Annotated in this window: 18 protein-coding genes and 1 pseudogene; 11 read left to right on the plus strand and 8 right to left on the minus strand. The window is 64.6% G+C overall.

Translation table 11 applies throughout. From position 1 onward, the window contains the following. Nucleotides 1–227 precede the first annotated feature (227 nt). Nucleotides 228–1,889, minus strand: coding sequence for an inorganic phosphate transporter (locus tag GSQ79_RS04310; protein WP_158807505.1), 1,662 nt, complete (start codon nucleotides 1,887–1,889; stop codon nucleotides 228–230). A gap of 270 nt (nucleotides 1,890–2,159) precedes the next feature. On the opposite strand from GSQ79_RS04310, the gene GSQ79_RS04315 reads away from it, so the two are divergent. The 5 genes from GSQ79_RS04315 (at nucleotide 2,160) to GSQ79_RS04335 (ending at nucleotide 8,844) form a co-directional block, all read left to right on the plus strand. After that, nucleotides 2,160–2,552, plus strand: a complete 393-nt coding sequence (locus GSQ79_RS04315) for a DUF2267 domain-containing protein (RefSeq protein ID WP_158807506.1) — start codon at nucleotides 2,160–2,162, stop codon at nucleotides 2,550–2,552. Between the two features lie 18 nt (nucleotides 2,553–2,570). Further along, the gene (locus GSQ79_RS04320; protein WP_158807507.1) at nucleotides 2,571–4,361 is read left to right on the plus strand and encodes a methylmalonyl-CoA mutase family protein; all 1,791 of its coding nucleotides are present in this window, start codon (nucleotides 2,571–2,573) and stop codon (nucleotides 4,359–4,361) included. Nucleotides 4,362–4,418: 57 nt separating this feature from the next. Continuing rightward, a complete protein-coding gene (gene scpA, locus GSQ79_RS04325) occupies nucleotides 4,419–6,575 on the plus strand; it encodes a methylmalonyl-CoA mutase (protein WP_158807508.1) in 2,157 nt (718 codons plus the stop codon). 137 nt (nucleotides 6,576–6,712) lie between these two features. Beyond that, entirely contained in the window at nucleotides 6,713–8,110 is a 1,398-nt protein-coding gene (locus tag GSQ79_RS04330) for a hypothetical protein (RefSeq protein WP_158807509.1), read from the plus strand. Continuing rightward, nucleotides 8,107–8,844, plus strand: coding sequence for an Imm52 family immunity protein (locus GSQ79_RS04335; protein WP_158807510.1), 738 nt, complete (start codon nucleotides 8,107–8,109; stop codon nucleotides 8,842–8,844). Before GSQ79_RS04330 ends, GSQ79_RS04335 begins: the two co-directional genes overlap by 4 nt. A gap of 27 nt (nucleotides 8,845–8,871) precedes the next feature. Here the strand turns inward: GSQ79_RS04335 and GSQ79_RS30250 are convergent, their stop codons facing one another. Both GSQ79_RS30250 and GSQ79_RS04345 read right to left on the minus strand, forming a co-directional pair. Next, nucleotides 8,872–9,030, minus strand: coding sequence for a Uma2 family endonuclease (locus GSQ79_RS30250; protein ID WP_158807511.1), 159 nt, complete (start codon nucleotides 9,028–9,030; stop codon nucleotides 8,872–8,874). Between the two features lie 204 nt (nucleotides 9,031–9,234). After that, nucleotides 9,235–10,422: an alpha/beta hydrolase gene (locus tag GSQ79_RS04345; protein WP_158807512.1), complete on the minus strand. Its 1,188-nt coding sequence runs from the start codon at nucleotides 10,420–10,422 to the stop codon at nucleotides 9,235–9,237. A 93-nt stretch (nucleotides 10,423–10,515) separates the two neighbouring features. Here GSQ79_RS04345 and GSQ79_RS04350 point away from each other — a divergent pair, with 93 nt between their 5' ends. Then, the gene (locus tag GSQ79_RS04350; protein WP_158807513.1) at nucleotides 10,516–11,193 is read left to right on the plus strand and encodes a hypothetical protein; all 678 of its coding nucleotides are present in this window, start codon (nucleotides 10,516–10,518) and stop codon (nucleotides 11,191–11,193) included. On the opposite strand, the gene GSQ79_RS04355 is transcribed toward GSQ79_RS04350, so the two are convergent. Then, a complete protein-coding gene (locus tag GSQ79_RS04355) occupies nucleotides 11,120–12,097 on the minus strand; it encodes a LysR family transcriptional regulator (protein ID WP_158807514.1) in 978 nt (325 codons plus the stop codon). The two genes, GSQ79_RS04350 and GSQ79_RS04355, sit on opposite strands and share 74 nt — an antisense overlap. Before the next feature lie 125 nt (nucleotides 12,098–12,222). Here GSQ79_RS04355 and GSQ79_RS04360 point away from each other — a divergent pair, with 125 nt between their 5' ends. Together GSQ79_RS04360 and wrbA are read left to right on the plus strand one after the other, a co-directional pair. Beyond that, nucleotides 12,223–12,921 carry a pirin family protein gene (locus GSQ79_RS04360; RefSeq protein ID WP_158807515.1) on the plus strand — a complete coding sequence of 233 codons (699 nt, stop codon included), beginning with the start codon at nucleotides 12,223–12,225 and terminating at the stop codon, nucleotides 12,919–12,921. 194 nt (nucleotides 12,922–13,115) lie between these two features. Next, the gene (gene wrbA, locus GSQ79_RS04365) at nucleotides 13,116–13,715 is read left to right on the plus strand and encodes an NAD(P)H:quinone oxidoreductase (protein ID WP_158807516.1); all 600 of its coding nucleotides are present in this window, start codon (nucleotides 13,116–13,118) and stop codon (nucleotides 13,713–13,715) included. Between the two features lie 225 nt (nucleotides 13,716–13,940). Here wrbA and GSQ79_RS04370 read toward each other — a convergent pair whose 3' ends face one another. Then, nucleotides 13,941–14,603 (minus strand): DUF2306 domain-containing protein, encoded by a 663-nt coding sequence (locus GSQ79_RS04370; protein WP_158807517.1) that lies wholly within the window; start codon nucleotides 14,601–14,603, stop codon nucleotides 13,941–13,943. 319 nt (nucleotides 14,604–14,922) lie between these two features. Between GSQ79_RS04370 and GSQ79_RS04375 the strand changes: the two genes are divergently transcribed. Both GSQ79_RS04375 and GSQ79_RS04380 read left to right on the plus strand, forming a co-directional pair. Continuing rightward, the gene (locus tag GSQ79_RS04375) at nucleotides 14,923–15,186 is read left to right on the plus strand and encodes a type II toxin-antitoxin system RelB/DinJ family antitoxin (RefSeq protein WP_158807518.1); all 264 of its coding nucleotides are present in this window, start codon (nucleotides 14,923–14,925) and stop codon (nucleotides 15,184–15,186) included. Beyond that, a pseudogene (locus tag GSQ79_RS04380) lies at nucleotides 15,173–15,454 on the plus strand (type II toxin-antitoxin system YafQ family toxin). Before GSQ79_RS04375 ends, GSQ79_RS04380 begins: the two are co-directional and overlap by 14 nt. A gap of 9 nt (nucleotides 15,455–15,463) precedes the next feature. On the opposite strand, the gene GSQ79_RS04385 reads toward GSQ79_RS04380, so the two are convergent. Then, nucleotides 15,464–16,486 (minus strand): fumarylacetoacetate hydrolase family protein, encoded by a 1,023-nt coding sequence (locus GSQ79_RS04385; RefSeq protein WP_158807519.1) that lies wholly within the window; start codon nucleotides 16,484–16,486, stop codon nucleotides 15,464–15,466. A 218-nt stretch (nucleotides 16,487–16,704) separates the two neighbouring features. On the opposite strand from GSQ79_RS04385, the gene GSQ79_RS04390 reads away from it, so the two are divergent. Beyond that, nucleotides 16,705–17,394: a TerC family protein gene (locus GSQ79_RS04390; protein ID WP_158807520.1), complete on the plus strand. Its 690-nt coding sequence runs from the start codon at nucleotides 16,705–16,707 to the stop codon at nucleotides 17,392–17,394. An 89-nt stretch (nucleotides 17,395–17,483) separates the two neighbouring features. Here GSQ79_RS04390 and GSQ79_RS04395 read toward each other — a convergent pair whose 3' ends face one another. Next, nucleotides 17,484–17,816, minus strand: coding sequence for a type II toxin-antitoxin system YafQ family toxin (locus GSQ79_RS04395; RefSeq protein ID WP_158807521.1), 333 nt, complete (start codon nucleotides 17,814–17,816; stop codon nucleotides 17,484–17,486). Further along, nucleotides 17,788–18,148: type II toxin-antitoxin system RelB/DinJ family antitoxin (locus tag GSQ79_RS04400; RefSeq protein WP_210253007.1), on the minus strand; the 361-nt coding region annotated here is incomplete at its 5' end. The genes GSQ79_RS04395 and GSQ79_RS04400, both read right to left, overlap by 29 nt.

Here is an 18,148-nt window from a genome sequence, read left to right on the forward strand (position 1 = left end):
CAAGCAGCTGAGCGCGGAATCCGGCGTCGCAATCGACTGAACGAGTTGACGTGCAAATACAAAAAGGCCGGGCATGACGCCCGGCCTTTCGTGTTTCGTCGAGATGCGTCCGGTTGGAGCATTTTCCACAAAAGTTGCAGACTTTTGTGATCGAGAAAATGCTCTAACTTGCTGAGAAGAGAGCGATTTCTGATCGCTTTGGTGATCCCACCAAAGCGGAAAGCGCTCTAGAAGATGTGGACGAAGATGAAGAACAGCGTCGCCGAGATCAGCATGGCGCAGGGCAAGGTCAGGACCCAGGCCATCGCGATGCTGCGCAGCGTCGCCCACTGAATGCCCGAGCCGTTCGCCGCCATCGTGCCGGCGACGCCGGACGACAGGACGTGGGTGGTCGAGACCGGCAGGCCGAAGTTGTCGGCGGCGCCGATGGTGAGCATCGCGACGAGTTCGGCCGAGGCGCCCTGGCCGTAGGTCAGATGCGTCTTGCCGATCTTCTCGCCGACGGTGATGACGATGCGCTTCCAACCGATCATCGTGCCGAGACCGAGTGCCACGGCAACGGCGATCTTCACCCAGGTCGGGATGAATTTCGTCGAGGCGTCGAGCAGGCCGCTGTAGCTGGCCAGCGTCTTTTTCTCGTCGGCGGAGAGCGTCGAGTCCTTGTCCTTCGACAGGCGCTTCACGGCTTCGGCCGTCAGGTACATGTCGTTACGCGTGTTGCCGGCGACGGCAGCCGGGACCTTGTCGATCGAGCCGTAGCCCTGGACCTGGGTCGCGATGTCCTTGATGAGGACGGCGAGCGACGGGTAGGTGCCTTCGTTGATCGCCTTGGTGGTGATGTAGTTGGTCACGGCGGGACGGGGGTTGCCCATCACGTTGAAGCCGGCCGCCTTGCTCTCGACGACCTTCGAGGCCGCCTGCGAGACGGTGATGAAGCTGTTCACCTTATCCTGCGGCAAAGCGCGGTTGAGCGCATAGGCGGTCGGGACGGTGCCGATGAGGATGAGCATGATGAGGCCCATGCCCTTCTGACCGTCGTTCGAGCCGTGCGAGAACGAGACGCCGGTGCAGGTCAGGATCAGCAGGCCGCGGATCCAAAGCGGCGGCGTCTTGCCGGGGATCGGCTCGGCGAAGAGCTCCCTGCTGCGGATCAGCCGTTTCATCGCGAGAAGCAGCAAGGCCGAAAGGAAGAAGCCGACCAGCGGCGACAGAAGCAGGGCCTCGCCGATCTCGATCACCTTGCCGGTGTCGACGCCCGAGGTGCCGTCCCGGCCCTTCATCAGGGCGTTCATCACGCCGACGCCGATGATCGAGCCGATCATCGTGTGCGACGAGGAGGCCGGCAGGCCGAGCCACCAGGTGCCGAGATTCCAGAGAATGGCGGCGATGAGCAGGGCGAAGATCATCGCGAAGCCGGCGGACGAGCCGTCCGAGATCGTGCCCGACGAGGCGGCGGAGCCGACCTGCAGGATCAATTCGACCGGCAGCAGCGAGATGATGCCGAAGGCGACGGCGCCGCTCGAGGTCAACACGCCGAGGAAGTTGAAGAAGCCTGACCAGACGACGGCGACCTGCGGCGCCATGGCGCGCGTGTAGATCACGGTCGCGACGGCGTTGGCCGTGTCGTGGAAGCCGTTGACGAATTCGAAGCCCAGCGCGATGAGCAGCGCCACGGCGAGAAGGAAGAAGGGGACGTAGCTGGTGATCGGCGTACCGACCTTCGAGACATCGGCGTAGATGCTGTAGGCGGTGAAGAACAGGCCGATCGCGATGATCGCGAGGAAGACCAGGATGGTCTTGAGACCCATCGGCTGGTTGAGATCGAGCTTGTTCTCGTATTTCTTGTCGCCTTCGCCCACCGCGAAGTCAGGTGCCGAGATCGATGTCATTCTTTAATTCCCCCACTACGAGGCTGTCTAAGCAGTGATAAATTACATCCGTGTGACAGCGTTAAGGCGTTTGTTAACCCTTTCGTAGGGGGACGCAGCGTCTTACCGGCTTGATTTTCGGGGCCACGGCGGCAACAAGGCATCAGGGCGTGGACCTTGCACGGACGGGATGCGCGATCTGTTCCGGCGAAACCGCTTTCGATAGACGCAATAAAGCGAGGGCCCGTTCGTTGAATTGTCGACGAACACCCAAAAAGAGCGAGAGCCTCTATGGAAGAATTGATCGCGCGTGTTGCCAGCGCCGCGAATATTGCTCCCGATCAAGCGCAGCGCGCGATCGGCTTAATCTTTGCTTTTTTAAAAAAAGAAGGCCCGACGGCCGAAGTCGTTGAAATGTTGCAGGCTCTCCCCGGCGCCGAAGAGGCGGCGGCGGCGGGGGAAGCGGACAAGCCCGCAAGCAGCGGGCTCCTCGGCGGGCTGATGTCGATGATGGGCGGCGGCGGTCTCATGAGCCTGGCCGGACAGCTCACCGGGATAGGACTCGGGACCGGCGAGATGGCAACCGTCGGCAAGGAGCTGTTCGCCTATGCCAAGGAGAAGGCCGGCGACGAGCGTGTCAGCCACGTCGCCAACGCGATCCCGGGCCTCGGGCAGTTCATCTAGCTCACCAGGGGAGCCGTGATGTCGGAAGCGATCTGGCAGGCGCTTGCCGAGAAGGCGATCGGCGGGCGCTCCCTCGACACGCTCTCAACGCTGACCGCCGAAGGCCTGCGGATCGAGCCGCTCTATCCGCGCAACCTTGCCGATCGCCCCCGCGCGCTCCGCCAGAATGACGGCGCCTGGGGCGTCGCGCAGCGGGTCGATCATCCCGTTCCGGGCGAAGCCAATCGCCTCGCTCTGCTCGATCTCGAAGGCGGCGCCACGGCGCTGACGCTGGTCTTCGAAGGAGACGCGCGCGGCTTCGGGCTGCCGGTGAACGCGGCTGCCCTGGCCTCGGCGCTCGAGGGTATCGAACTCGACTTGATCGGCCTGCGGCTCGATGCCGGCGATCGCGCTATCGACGCCGCCAAGCTGCTGGCCGGCCTGAGCACGGCACGCCGGCTGACCAGTGCGGCCCTGACCGTGGATCTCGGCCTGGATCCGATCGGGCACGGGGCCCGCACCGGATTGTCGGCACCGGCAGATTCCGCGGGCGAGCTTCGCGATTTCCTCGAAACGCTGCGCGCGGCCGGCCTGGCCGGACGGACGTTTCTCGCCGACGGACGCCCCTATCACGAAGCCGGGGCCGGCGACGCCCAGGAGCTTGCGGCGGTGCTGGCGACCGGCGTCGCCTATCTGCGCCGGCTGGAGCGGGCGGGACAACCTCTCGACGACGCCAGCGCCGCGATCGCCTTTCTCCTCGTCGCCGATGCCGACACCTTTCTTTCGATCGCGAAATTTCGGGCGCTGCGACGGCTCTGGGCGCAGGTCGAAGCGGCGTGCGGCATCACGCCGATGCCGATGCGTCTCCATGCGGAAACCGGGTGGCGCATGATGACGCGACGCGACCCTTGGGTGAACGTGATGCGCATTACCGCCGCGGTCTTCGCCGCCGGTGTCGGCGGCGCCGACGTCATCACCACCCTCCCCTTCACGCTGCCGCTCGGCCTTCCCGAGGACGGCGCCCGCCGGCTCGCCCGCAACACCCAGCTCGTGCTCCTCGACGAGGCACATCTCGCGCGGGTGGACGATCCGGCTGCCGGGTCGGGCGGTCTCGAAGCCCTGACCGACCAGCTGTCTGCCCATGCCTGGACCCTGTTCCAGCAGATCGAAGGCGAAGGCGGCATCGAGGCGAGCCTGCGCGCGGGTCTCCTGCAGGGACGGATCGCCGAGACGCGGTCGCGCCGCGCCCGCGCCATCGCGACGATGACGCACGGGATCACAGGGACCAACACGTTTCCGGCGCTGGGGATCGCGGATCCCGCGGTCACCGACGTAGCGCGACGCGCCGAGCCCGCCCGCGGTGCTTTGGCCCTGCCATCCCTGCGGGACGGCGAGGCCTTCGAGGCGCTCCGCGACGCCGCCGAAACGATGAGCGTACAAGGGATCCGCCCGACGGTGTTTCTCGCGACGCTCGGCGGCCCCGCCGATTATGGCCCGCGCGCCACCTATGCCGCCAATTTCTTTGCCGCCGCCGGGATCGCAACGATGACCGGTGCGGCTGACGGTGACCCGGCGGCCCATGGCCCCACGTCGGCGGTCGTCTGCGTGTGTGGTTCCGACGCAGCCTATGCCGATCGTCTTGACGCCACGGTTGCGACGCTGCGCTCAGCGGGAGTCGCGCGCATCTTATTGGCCGGTCGGCCGCATACGCCGGACGGAACACGGCGATCGGCCGCCGTCGACGGCTTCATCCATTCTGGAAGCAACGGCCTGCAAACCCTTACGAGTACGCTTGGATTTCTGCACGAGGCAGCCGTCACGCGGCCATAGCGCAATTGCCACCTTCGGCGCTATACTTTGTATAATTCGAACGGAAGGCGGAGCGCGATGGGCACGATCCCCGATTTCACGACCCTGCCGTTCGCCCGCGGGACCGCGCAGCCTGGGACGGCCCGGCGCACAGCCTGGGCTACACCGGAGGGCATCGCGGTCAAGCCGCGCTATACCGCGGCCGACCTCGTCGGCCTCGACGCGCTCGACAGCTATCCCGGTGTCGCGCCCTTCGTCCGCGGCCCCTACCCCACGATGTACGTCAACCAGCCCTGGACCATCCGGCAATATGCCGGCTTCTCGACGGCGGAAGAGTCCAACGCCTTCTATCGCCGTAATTTGGCCGGCGGCCAAAAGGGGCTCTCCGTCGCCTTCGATCTCGCGACGCATCGCGGCTATGATTCCGACCACCCGCGCGTCGCCGGCGACGTCGGGCTGGCGGGCGTGGCGATCGACTCGATTTTGGACATGCGCACTTTGTTCGACGCGATCCCGCTCGGCGACGTCACGGTGTCGATGACGATGAACGGCGCGGTGCTGCCGATCCTCGCGCTCTACATCGTCGCCGCCGAAGAGCAAGGCGTCACGCAGGACAAGCTCGCCGGGACGATCCAGAACGACATTCTCAAAGAATTCATGGTGCGCAACACCTACATCTACCCACCGGCCGCCTCGATGCGCATCGTCGCCGACATTTTTGCCCACACGGCGACGCACATGCCGAAATTCAACTCGATCTCGATTTCCGGCTATCACATGCAGGAGGCCGGGGCGACGGCCGACCTCGAGCTCGCCTACACGCTCGCCGACGGCATCGAATATGTCCGCGCCGGGCTCGCCGCGGGGATGGACATCGACGCCTTCGCCCCGCGCCTCTCCTTCTTCTGGGCGATCGGCATGAACTTCTTCATGGAGATCGCCAAGATGCGGGCGGCGCGCCTGCTGTGGTGCGAACTGCTCGGCCAATGCCAGCCGAAGTCGCAAAAATCGCTGGCGCTGCGCACGCACAGCCAGACCTCGGGCTGGTCGCTGACGGCGCAGGACGTCTGGAACAACGTCGTGCGCACCCAGGTCGAGGCGATGGCCGCGACCCAGGGCCATACGCAGTCGCTGCATTCCAACGCCCTCGACGAGGCGCTGGCGCTGCCGACCGACGAGACCGCGCGCATCGCCCGCAACACCCAGCTGTTCCTGCAGCAGGAAAGCGGGACCACCCGCATCATCGATCCCTGGGGCGGCTCGTATTACGTCGAGCGCCTGACCCATGATCTCGTCGCCCGCGCCCGCACCCATATCGCCGAGATCGACGCGCTCGGCGGCATGGCCAAGGCGATCGAGGCCGGCGTGCCGAAGCGCCGGATCGAGGAGGCGGCGACGCGGATGCAGGCGCGTATCGATTCCGGCCATCAGGCGGTGATCGGCGTGAACTGTTTTCGCGCCCCGGGCGACGTGCCGCCCGACGTCCGCAAGGTGGATAGCGGCGACGTGCGCAAGCAACAGATCGCCAAGCTTTTTCGCCTGCGCGCGGATCGTGACGATGGCGCGCTGAACGCAGCCCTCGATGCGCTGCGCGAGGGCGCGCAGGGCGACGGCAACCTGCTCGCGCTGTCGATCGAAGCGGCCCGCGCCAAGGCGACGGTCGGCGAGATCTCGCTGGCGCTGGAAGACGTGTTCGGCCGCCACGCCGCCAAGGCCGAGGTGGTGACCGGCATCTACACCCGCACAGCCGGCGAGACGGACGCGGTGATGCGGGTGCGCGGCCTGGTCGATGCCTTTGCCGAAAACGACCGACGCAAGCCGCGCATTCTGGTGGCCAAGGTGGGCCAGGACGGCCATGACCGCGGCCAAAAAGTGATCGCCTCGGCCTTCGGCGACCTCGGCTTCGACGTCGAGATCGGGCCTCTGTTTGCGACGCCGGAGGAAGCCGCCCGCCAGGCGGTGGCGGCAAACGTCCACGTCATCGGCTTGTCGACATTGGCAGCTGGCCACCTGACCCTTGTGCCGGCGCTGAAGGCGGCGCTGGAGGCCGAGGGCCGCGACGACATCATGATCGTCGTCGGCGGCATCATCCCGCAGCAGGATTTCGTAGCGCTTCGCGACGCCGGCGCCGCCGCGATCTTTCCGCCGGGCACGGTGGTGACGGAGGCGGCGGAGGAGCTGCTGGATGCATTGAACGGGCGGCTGGGGTATCGGCAGCGGGATGCGGCGGCGTAGCGGGCAGCTTGCAATACTATTCGCAAATCCACATAACTCTGCCTTATTATCGTAAAGTACATTGCTTGGCCTATATCTTTACTGCAATTTCAATCGATGATTATGCTCCTCAAGACTAACCGTCGGTGGAGTCTTGCGTGCAGACCGTATTGGATATGCGAAATCTCTACGATGCCGGACGGCGTGTCACGCCGTTTTACGATCGCCCTCGATTAAGCGACGAAGGTTTGAGCCTCGGTTACGCGACCATCCTCGTTCGGGCCCAGGGATCAGAATACGGATGGAAGGAAGGTCGCCTCGGTCGGGCGGCGGCTCTGTTGACTGCAACGTATGGTCATCCTGCCACTCCGTTGGCTCTCAAACAGATTAGCCGAGCCATAGACCGTTGGCAGAAAGGCGATAAGGCGCTCGCTTACATCGAACTGGCATTTGCACGCCTGACTTGCGTCGATCGCGAAGACAAAGCCTTCCGGCTCTTTCTCGCAGCGGCTCTGCTCGACGAGGGGCTTTCGCCGCACGCGTTGCTGGGCAGTCTTGGGTTCGATGGGAACCTTGAGAAATACGATGACAACGAACCTCGCGTGTCTGCTGGGAACGGGCGCAACAGTGGGCAATGGGGCTCAAACTCCGGCAGCAACGCGTTGCTTGGCCTTGCTGCGGCGGAGACGCGCGGTGTCGTGCAATCGTTCCTGGTCGGCGCCAGCCCAACGATCGTCAGGGCGCTCGCGACGTTCGCGGCCCGTTTTTCGGTGCCGACCGCCGTTCTTGGCGCGCTTTTCATCCCGACACCCAATAGCGGCGGCGTAACCGATGGCACGCTGCCCGACGCGCCCAACATCCGTTTCCAGCGTGACGGGCCAGCCGGAACGCTTCGGCTTGCGACGACATCAGCGGATGGCAGCGAAGCCGTCGTACGCGCGCAGAACCGTCGTGGCATCTACGTCGATATCGCGACTGACAAGCCCATCGGGCGCGACTTTGGCGAGCAGTTCTATCTCGACCTGGGAGCCGTGCAGGAGGCCTTTGCGCCACGCGCGAAGGAGAAGCCGGCGGCCTCGACAGACGAACCGCAATTGTGCCCCGCGCCGGTACCGGACACACCGCATGGCTCGAAAGTGCATCTCCTGGACTATGAGGACGATGTCCACGCCCGTGTAAATCCCCTTCTACCCATTCCACGCGGCTTTGCTGTCAGGATTGTCGATCCTGTTACAGGCGAAGAACAGTTTCCCGACGACTGTTTCCGTTACGCCGGCGATCTCCTCGACGGTGACATGAAACCCGGCGACTTTGCCGATGCCAAGGGGCAGGGCTATGAGCAGATGTTGCGAAACCCTAAAATCGCGGACTTCGTCATGGCCGATATCGAAGATCAGGCACGGCGACATCTTCGCGCGGCTGAAGCACGCGGTGCCGGACTGAAGATCTATTTCGCGGAGCGCGGCGCGGCTGAACTTGTACGTGACCGTTTCAAAGAAGACAAAGATCTTAAAGACGTCGTCGTTGCTTATCTCAAACCGAGCAAACTGAAATGAGCGACACAGACCTTCCCGCAATGGTCGCTTTATCCGACATCTTTCATATCGCCGCACGATGGGGCCGCCGCGCCGAGCCTTACGATCTGATCGCATCGCGCTGGCTTACGGTCGTCGCCCAACTTCAGGCTCTCGATCCCATGTTCGCTCATTGGCAACATTGGGATGAAGAGTTGGGGCTTGTCCCCTTTGATCCTGATCTTGAAGGGCAGGTCGCCCGGGTTATCTCCAGAACCGAACGAACCCGCGCCGGGCGGCTCGTTCCCGAAGCCGGATCGCATATTTGGAGCGTAACCGATTCCCACTCCCGGTCGCGGGTGGTCAATCTCAACTTGTTCGCGGGCAGTGATAACCCGTACGATAGTAACAGCATCATCCTACGGACCGACGCTTGCGCGGTGCCGGACCCCAGTCTGGTGACATACCGGATCTTTCGCGGGGCGCTTCTCGCCATGGCCGAGACTTTTGAGGCCAGCGACGCTTCGGCCGGTCCTTCTGACCTGCGTGACCTCGGCTTCGCCTGGATCTTCTACGTGGCGCCGCGCTTCGCGCACCTCGTGACGCCACCCAGGTCCGCCATCGTGGAGTACCGGCCAGACGGTGGCCTGCTGATGGCGGCGACGAGCGAAACCTTCGTCACCGCCAATCCCGCGCACCTCGCCGTCGCCCGCGAGATCCAAGCGTCGCTCGCCGCATTTAATGCCATTCCGCGCACACGCGAAAACGGCAGGTAAAGCCCTGTCTTACAAAGCACAGCTCCTCTAAAGCTGTGACAACCTGATCGCAAATCCAGGCGCGCTTTTATGCGTCAGCACCGCCTCCGCCGGCAACACCTCGACCGAAGACCACACGCCGTCCACCGGTGCCCGATGCACGGTCAAACGCAGCTTCGTCGTATCGATGACCCAATATTCCTGCACGCCGTAGCGCGCTTAAAGCGCCGCTTTGAGTTTCAGATCCTTGCGCAGCGTCGTTGTCGCAACCTCGATCGACAGCCGCCTCGGCCTGCTGCGCGGCCCAGGTATAAAAGTCGGTCTCGTAAAGAGTTTTCGGCATCGCATCCGTCCCGAGCGGGCGCTTGACGCGGCCAATCTACACCGAATGTCGCGGGCAGCCGATGCCCCCTACTTCGCCGCCTCCGGCACGATCGGCGGGGCGTTGACCGTCGGCGTCGGCGGCAGTGGTTGCGTCACCACCTTGGTCTCGACGGGCCGGTCGCCGAGAACGGCGGTCACGTCCGAATCCTGCACCCGCGCCTCGCCGATCTGGGCGCCGATCTGTTTGATGACGGCGGGGGCGCTGGCGTAGGTGCCGTGGCCGATCATGCCGGAGGACTCGTTCGACAGGTCGTAGACGTTGACCCCGAGCTTATCGAGGATCGCCTTATCCGCCTCGTTGCGCGGGTTGAGCGCGCCGACGCGGGGCCGATCGCCGGCCAACCGCCGCGAGATCGACAGGGCGCGGTCGTTGGCGGAGACCAGCACGGAGACGTGGGTCGGATCGATCTTGGCGATCTGCTGGCGGAACACGGACAAGTCGATGTCCGGGGCCGCGAGCATCACCTCGCCGAGCTTGCCGTTGAGGTCGGGCCGGCCGGCGATGGCGTCCTGGCGCAGCGCCTCCATGGTCAGCCAGCTGCCCATGGAATGCGCGACGATCTGGATGCGGCCGATGTCGGGAACGTCGCTCAGCTGCATCAGCAGCTGCGCCAGCGCGTCGCGCGAGGCCGACGCGCTTTCCTTGGCGGCCTCGTAGTCGAACAGGCTGCCGCTCGCCGGCCAGGTGAACAGGACGGGGACGCCGCCGAAGCGGCCGTCGGTGACCACCTGCGCCAGGCGGAAGCGCGCCTCGTCGTAGCTGGTGTTAAAGCCGTGGACGTAGAGCAGCACGTCGCGGTTCGAGCCGATGCGGCCCGACAGGTGCGAGGCGAGCTCGGCTTTGAAGTCTTCGTCGTTGAGGCCGCGATAGGCGGAGACGGTGAAATGCTTTTGCGGATTGTCGCCGCCGAACGTCGGGCGCTCGATCTCGCCGGCGCGATGACCGGGCGGCACGGTGACCGTCTGCAGGCTCTCGCGGATGCCGTCGGACATTTCGTTGGCGTCGCCCGCCTTGCCTTTACGCGTCGAGACGACGAACATCGGCACCCGCAGCGGCGCCTTGGGCTCGCCGGTGGCGAACACGTCGCCGACCGAGCCTGTGACTTCGGAGACCTTGTCGGTCACGCAGCCCGTCAGGACGAGCGCGGACGCCATCAGCGCCACCGCAAAGCGGGCGCGCCGACCTCGTCCACCAAATGCCGCGACTGGATTCATGACGATCTGCCTGTCCGGCCTGCCCGGGCTGCGCACTCAACGCCAACCGTCCTTACAGAACCATTGACGCCCCCGTAAAGAGACGACTTATGCATGGGGATGAAACGTGTCGAGACTGGGACCTCCGCCCCGATCGTCATTCTGGTCACCGGCTTCGGCGCCTTTCCCGGCGCGCCGAGCAATCCCAGTGCCGCGCTGCTCGGCCGGCTCGCGCGCCACAGCGGCCGGCTCGGCCGCCTCGGCATCTGCCTTGAGACCGCGTTGCTGCCCGTCGTCTTCGACCGCGTCGGCGCGGCGATGGACGCGGCCACTGGTGCGACCATGCCCGACGCCATCCTCCACGTCGGCCTCGCCGGACGGCGGCGCGCCGTGTCGATCGAGACCCGCGCCATCAACCGCGCCGGGCCGCTGCATCCCGATGCCGCGCGGCGCCGGACAGCCCAGCAGATCCGTCCCGGCGGCCCGCCCGTTCTTACCGCGACATATCCATCCGCTCGTATCCTCCGCTCGATCCAGGCCGCCGGGGTGCCCGCAAAGCGTTCCATCGATGCCGGCGACTACGTCTGCAACACCACCCTCTACCTCACCCTCGCCGGCGGCCTCGCACCGCTAGCCGGCTTCATCCACGTGCCGCGAACCCGCAATCGCCACCAGCCGCGCCACAGAACCCGCAGCGCGCGTCCAACGATCGAGGACCTTACCCAGGCCGTCCTGGCGGCGTTGCTCGTTCTTGCTCGCGATGCGCGGCCACGCATTCCGGCGGCACCTTAGCCGCCCAGGCCGCGCCGGAGAGGTGACGGGTCAGGGCATCGATCACCACCTGCACCCGCGCCGCCCGCAGGCCGCCCGGCGGCATCACCAGGTTGAGGCCGAGCGAGCCGACGCTCCAGTCCATCAGGACGGCGCGAAGGGTGCCGGCGGCGAGGTCCCGCCAGACCATGAACTCCGGCAGCACGGTCACGCCGCAGCCAGCGCGCAACAGCGGCAAAAAGGCCTCGCCGCTGTTGCTGCGCAGCGGGCCGTGCGGCGTCACCACAAGCTCGTCGCCCGCCGCATTCTCGAAGCGCCAGCGGCCGGGGTCGTTGCCGAGCGCATAGGTCAGGCAGCGATGGGCGCCCAGATCCTGCGGATGGGTCGGCGTGCCGTACCGCTCGAAATAGGCCGGCGACCCCACCACCAGCGCCCGCACGGCGCAGAGCCGTTTCGCCCGCAAGGTGGAATCCGCGAGCGCCGCGATGCGCACCGCCAGATCGAAGCCCTCGCCCACGAGATCGACCACCGCGTCGCTCAGATGCAGGTCGATCGAGACGTCCGGGTAGGCCAGAAAAAGCTCCTGAAGGAGCGGGGCGACGTACTCGATGCCGAAAAACACCGGCGCCGTCATCCGCACTTTTCCGCGCGGCGCGGCGGCCTGTTCGGAGGCTTCAAGGTCGGCCGCTTCGGCCTCGACGAGCATGCGCTGTGCCCGCGCCATCGACTGCCGGCCGATCTCGGTCGGAGCCAGGCGCCGCGACGTGCGCTGCAGGAGGTGCGAGCCGAGCCGCAGTTCGAGCCGCGCCACCGCCTTGGATACCGTCGCCTTGGACAGGCCGAGCTCGATCGCGGCGCGGGAGAACGAGCCGGTCTGCACGACTTTGACGAAGATCGCCCAGGCCTCGAAATCGGGAAGGCTCATCGCTCGCTTAGGTCCTCAATCGGCTCATTTTCGGAAACCACATGTTTCCAAGGTTTCTCTTTTCGCCCTCTCGAATGCAACTATGTTTGCGTCAACCAAAGCGGCATCCTGTTACGGAGCGCATGATGATCGACATAAGACCCTTCGCCAGTCTCGGCGCCGCCAACCACGGCTGGCTCGACGCCAAGCATCATTTCTCCTTCGCCAGCTATCACGACCCCAAGCGCATGGGCTGGGGCGCGATCCGCGTGTGGAACGACGACGCGATCGCGGCGCAGAACGGCTTTCCCGCGCATCCGCACAAGGACATGGAGATCATCACCTATGTCACGCAGGGCGCGATCACCCATCAGGACAGTCTTGGCAACACCGGCCGGACCGAGGCCGGCGACATCCAGGTGATGAGCGCCGGCACCGGCGTCCGACACTCCGAGTTCAACCTCGAGGACGAGACGACCCGGCTGTTCCAGATCTGGATTCTGCCCGACGCGCGCGGCGCGGCGCCGGCCTGGGGCGCCAAGCCGTTCCCGAAAGGCGAACGCTCCGGCCGCTTCGTGGCGCTCGCCAGCGGCGTCGCGGGCGATGCGGACGTGCTGCCGATTCGCGCCGACGCCCGGCTTCTGGGCGCGACGCTGAAAGCCGGCGAGAGCGCGGACTATTCTGTCGACACCAGCCGGCACCTCTATCTCGTCCCCGCGAAAGGGTCGGTGACGGTCAACGGCGTGGCGCTCGCCGAGCGCGGCGGTGCCGCGATCACCGGTGAGACCGCCATCCGCGTCACAGCGATTGAGGACAGCGAGCTCGTGCTCGTCGATGCCGCCTGACAAAGTTTCCGCTGTCATCCTGGGGCGCGCCGGAGGCTCGAGCCCGGGAGCCATGAACACCCGATCGGCGGTAGAACACCGGGTTCCAGCCCGATCTGCCGCCCCGTTTTCATAGATCCCGGGTTCGCGCTTCGCGCGCCCCAGGATGACATTGCGATCGTCATCTCAAACCTTTCACACCTAGGAACCCCGACATGCCCAAAATTCTCGTCCTGTATTATTCCGCTTACGGCCATATCGAGGCGATGGCGGAACACATCGCCGAAGGCGCGCGCAGCACCGGCGCCACCGCCGATGTCATGCGGGTTCCCGAACTGGTGCCGGACGACGTCGCCCGCGCCCAGCATTTCAAGCTCGACCAGCAGGCGCCGATCGCCAAGCCGGACGATCTCGCCAACTACGACGCGGTCATCGTCGGCACCGGCACCCGCTTCGGCCGCATGAGCTCGCAGATGGCGAGTTTTCTCGACCAGACCGGCGGGTTGTGGATGAAGGGCGCCCTCGTCGGCAAGGTCGGCTCGGCCTTCACCTCGACCGCCAGCCAGCACGGCGGCCAGGAAACCACGCTGTTTTCGATCATCACCAACCTGCTGCACCAGGGCATGGTCATCGTCGGCCTGCCCTACGCCTTCCAGGGCCAGCTGAAAATCGACGAAGTCAGCGGCGGCTCGCCCTACGGCGCGACGACGATCACCGGCGGCAACGGCGCCCGCCAGCCGAGCGACAACGACTTCGCCGGCGCCTTCTTCCAGGGCAAGCACGTCGCGGAAATCACTGCGAAGCTGGTAGGCTAAGCGCTCCCTCCCCCTCCAAGAGGGGGAGGGGAACCATGCGCAGCAGAGTGGAGAGGACACCGCGACAAAAACCGAGAATCCGACAACACCATTTTTGCGTCACGACGCGTCACGCGTCACTATTTGCATATGGACGAGGCGAAGATGAGCGCTGCGCCGTGTTGGCGCAATACGCGACAGCCGCCGCGATTTTGGCAATCGCACATCGGCGCCTGAACGGGATTCTCACCTGGCAGGACCAAGTCGCGGCGGCGCACTGCGCAGATCGTACCACTGGTTCGCCAGGTCGCCGAGCAGAACGGCCATCGCGATGCAGCTCCACACGACGATCTCGGCCGCTGCGAGATTTGGCGGCCGATCCAGTCCGGCCAGCCCGAGAATGAGACGCGCCTCGAAGAAAGCCAGGCCGACGGCGTAGCTGCGGGTCATCCACTGGCGGTGCTGCGGAATTTTGCGCGCCACCGCGAAAGCAAGGCCGAGCCCAGTGGTCACCAGGAGCAGAACGGCATCGAAGCCGGCAGCGAAGGTGAACGACCGGGATGCGCCCACCGCTTCGTCAAGATATTGAATGTAGACGCCGAGGGGCGCCAGCACGATCACCCCCGCAACGTAGATGCGCCCGATCACGCGATGCAGCAGCGCGTAGCGCCGGCGCAGCCGATCGGAAAACTGCAGCGGTGCCAGCACCAGCGCAAAGGCGCCGGCGACACCGTGCGGGAGCAGCCACCATTGGAAGGTGTGGTAATGCTGCCAGATCGGATCCGCCGCATCGATCAGGAAGTGTTCGTTATGGTAGAGAACGTACACCATCATCGCGATGATCACGGTGAAGACGGCGGTCTTCACACGAAACGTTCGAGGGCTCTGATCCGACGTGGCGATAGACATGCTGCTTTGCTCCATGGAACCTGGAGCCGCAGGGTCGTCGGAAGGGCATGACGGCAGAATGTCTAACCGGGGCTAACGTGTTGCATCGGAAATACGCCGGCAGCGCCCGAGATGTTTCTGCCCACGAGCATGGCCAAGCTCAAGTGTTCGGCACCCGACGTCACGTGTCGGCGGTCTCTAAAAGGACGGAGGGTTGACCCGAGTTTCGTAGGTCGCAAACGACGTAGACTCCTATCGGATCGAGCAGAGGGGTCGAACCTCATTGAAACGAGCCTGCATTCGCTTATCTGATGACATTGTCATACATGCGGTGTGAGCCATGACGGCCAATACGATTGTTCAGGCGCGTATCGACGGCGCCATCAAGGACGAGGCTGCCACCGTCCTGGCCGCCATGGGCCTCACGATCTCTGATGCAGTACGCCTGATGCTCACCCGGGTCGCTCACGACAAGGCGCTGCCGTTCGAGCCGCTCATACCCAATCGCGAAACGATCGAAGCGATGAAAGAGGCGCGGCACGGCGGCCTTGCCTCGTTCAAGACCATCGATGCGTTGGTGGCCGACTTGAATGCGGACGATTGAGCGCACGAGCGCCTTCAAACGCGATTTTAAGCGAGAAGCAAAGGGCCAACACCGAACAACGCTGAATGCCGATCTTGTCGCCATCGTCACAGCGCTCGCCAATGATGACCGCCTCGAGGCCCGCAACCGCGATCACGCGTTGAGTGGCGATTGGGCCGATCACCGGGACTGCCACATCAAGCCAGATCTCGTTCTCATCTAGCGCAAACCAAATGCCGAGACGCTGCAACTGGTGCGTCTCGGGTCTCACTCGGAACTTGGTCTTTAAGTTAGAGTACTACGCCAGCGTGAACATCAGCGTGCCCAACTTCTCGATCGTGCTCTCTATTCTGTCGCCGGCTTTCAACCAGACCTGCTTGTCCTTCGGCTTGCCGACGATCACGCCAGGCGGGGTGCCGGTAAAGATGATGTCGCCGGGGTTCAGCGTGAACAGCTTTGACGCATAGGCCACCACCGCCTGGACGTTGAAGATGAAGTTCTTGGTATTGGACGACTGCCGGACCTCGCCGTTGACCTTGGTCTCGATGGTGAGCGCGTTGGGATCGCCGACGAGATCGGCGGAGACGAAATACGGCCCGATCGGCGCAAAACCGTCGAGCGTCTTGCCGATCATCCACTGGCCGCCCTTTTCCAGCTGCAGGTCGCGCGCCGAAAAATCGTGGCCTACACAGTAGCCGGCGACGCAGCTCAAGGCGTCGGCCGCCGCGATGTTGCGCGCGGGCTTGCCGATGACCACCAGCAGCTCCGTCTCGTAGTCGAGTTTGCTGGTCACATCCTGTGGCGGCACCTTCAGCGGCGCCTGATGCGCCGCCAGCGTGTTGTTGTACTTGTTGAAGAGGATCGGCTCGGTCGGCAGCTTCATGCCCGCCTCTTCCGCGTGCTCCTTGTAGTTCAGGCCGACGCAGATGATCTTGCTCGGGTTGGTGAACAGCCGCCCGAAGGTGATCTTGGATTCGTCCAGAAACGCCGCCTTGGCTTTCGCCGAGCCGCTGGCCGCCTTGACCAGAGCCTCCAACTGCGGGGCGTTGCCGACGAGCAGCATCTCTTCGAGCGTCATCGGCGCGTCGAGATCGAGCGCATCGGCCGCCGCGGCGACGTCGAGGATGCCATGCGCCGTTTTCACGCCGAGCGTCTCGTCGCCGTCGCTCTGCCTGATCGCGAGGAGGGTGAGGCCGTGCGGCATCGCGCGCGGGCCTGTGTAAACCTTGTCCTCGTCGGCCTGCGGCGCGGCGACGGCAGGGCTGGCGGCGGCAACGGACAGAAATCCGGCGGCTTTGATCAGCGAACGGCGGGTCGTCATGGTTGGCTCCGGGGCATGATGTTGATTTCGCGTTGGCTTAGCGGACATGATCGGCCGGAGACATCCGGTCTCTTGATAGAGGCGGCGGACCTGACCCGCAGGGAGCCGCAGGGCAGACTGCAAAACCGCGATCTTTTTTTGACCAAAAGCGCTATTCACAATGGTGTGTGGCCACGGGCCACGACATGCATGCCACGACATGGAGCCCTTTTTCCGCGATGAGCGATATTTCGACCCTGGTCCTGCTGGGGCTGCAGATCGTCTGGATCAACATCCTGCTGTCTGGAGACAATGCCGTCGTCATCGCGCTGGCCTGCCGCGGGCTCGATCCGCGCAGTCGCAAGTGGGGCATCCTGGCCGGCTCGCTGGCCGCGGTGACGCTGCGGATCCTCTTCACCTTCTTCGTCGTCGAGCTGCTGCGGCTCCCTTACGTAAAACTCGTCAGCGGCGTGCTGCTGTTCTGGATCGCCGTGCAGCTGCTGATGCAGAATTCGCACGACAAGGACATCAAGGCTTCGTCGTCGATCTGGGGCGCGGTGCGCACCATCGCCATCGCCGACGCCATCATGTCGCTCGACAACGTCGTGGCGGTGGCGGCGGCGGCGAAAAACTCGGTACCGCTGATCGTCTTCGGCATCGCGGTGTCGGTGCCCCTCATCGTCTTCGGCTCGACGCTGGTGCTCGGCCTGCTCAACCGCTTTCCGATTTTGATCGTGGCGGGCGCCACCCTGCTCGGCTGGGTCGCCGGCGAGATCATGGCGTCGGACCCCGAATTGGCGGTTTGGTTCGGGCCGCTGCCGGAGTCGCTCGAGTTGTGGGCGGCCGGCGCTGGGGCGGCGGTGATGCTGGTCGCGGCGGGGGCATTGCGGCTGTTGCGGAAGAAGCCGCAGCCGGCGTTGGATCTGTAGGGTCAGGCGGCCGGTTAGGTCTTTGCCTTTCGCGAGACAAAGTTGATGCAGGTCGATCAAACCAAGGTTAGTGCTGCCATCGCGCGTCTCTACCCAAACAATTCGCTATGCGTCCCAAGGCGCTCGAACACGACGATCTCAGGGGTTCCTATGATGCGATAGAGCACAAGAAAATCGCCGTGAATGTGGGCGTCGCGCATTCCTGTTCCAGCAAATTCCCCGGTGTCGATCGCGTGGTCTTTCCATTGCGGATGCAGCGACGCTTCGTTGGTGACCATGATCAGCACGAATTCCCGCAGCCTGGCCATGTCTGACCGGCCGGCCCTGTTGTAACGTTCGTAGTCTTTCAGGAATTGCTTGCTGTAAGCGATCTGCCTCGGGAGCGCAGCGCGCTTAGCCGACGGTGCCTTTGTCGAGGGCATCGAACATCTCCGCGACAGCCGGATAGCGTTTGTGATCGGAGGCCATGCTTTCGCGCAATGCCGCCGTCGTTTCGGCGTTCGGAACATGCAGCGGAAATGGAAATCCCTGCTCGCTGACGACGCGGCCGAGAAAAACGCGGATCGCCTCGGGAAGCGAGATGCCGGCCTTGGCGAGCGTCGCGGTTGCCTGTTCCTTCAGATCGTCTTTTACCCGCAGGGTCAGCATCGACGTTTTGAAGTCGGCGGGCGCGGTCGCCCGATGACGCCGCGGCTTGGCTTCGCGGGACGGCACAGCTTTTCCTGCGATGGCAAGCGGCTTCGTCCGGGCTTTT

Origin of the sequence: Beijerinckia sp. L45 (assembly GCF_009765775.1) — a bacterium.
Classification (GTDB): Bacteria; Pseudomonadota; Alphaproteobacteria; order Rhizobiales; family Beijerinckiaceae; genus RH-AL1.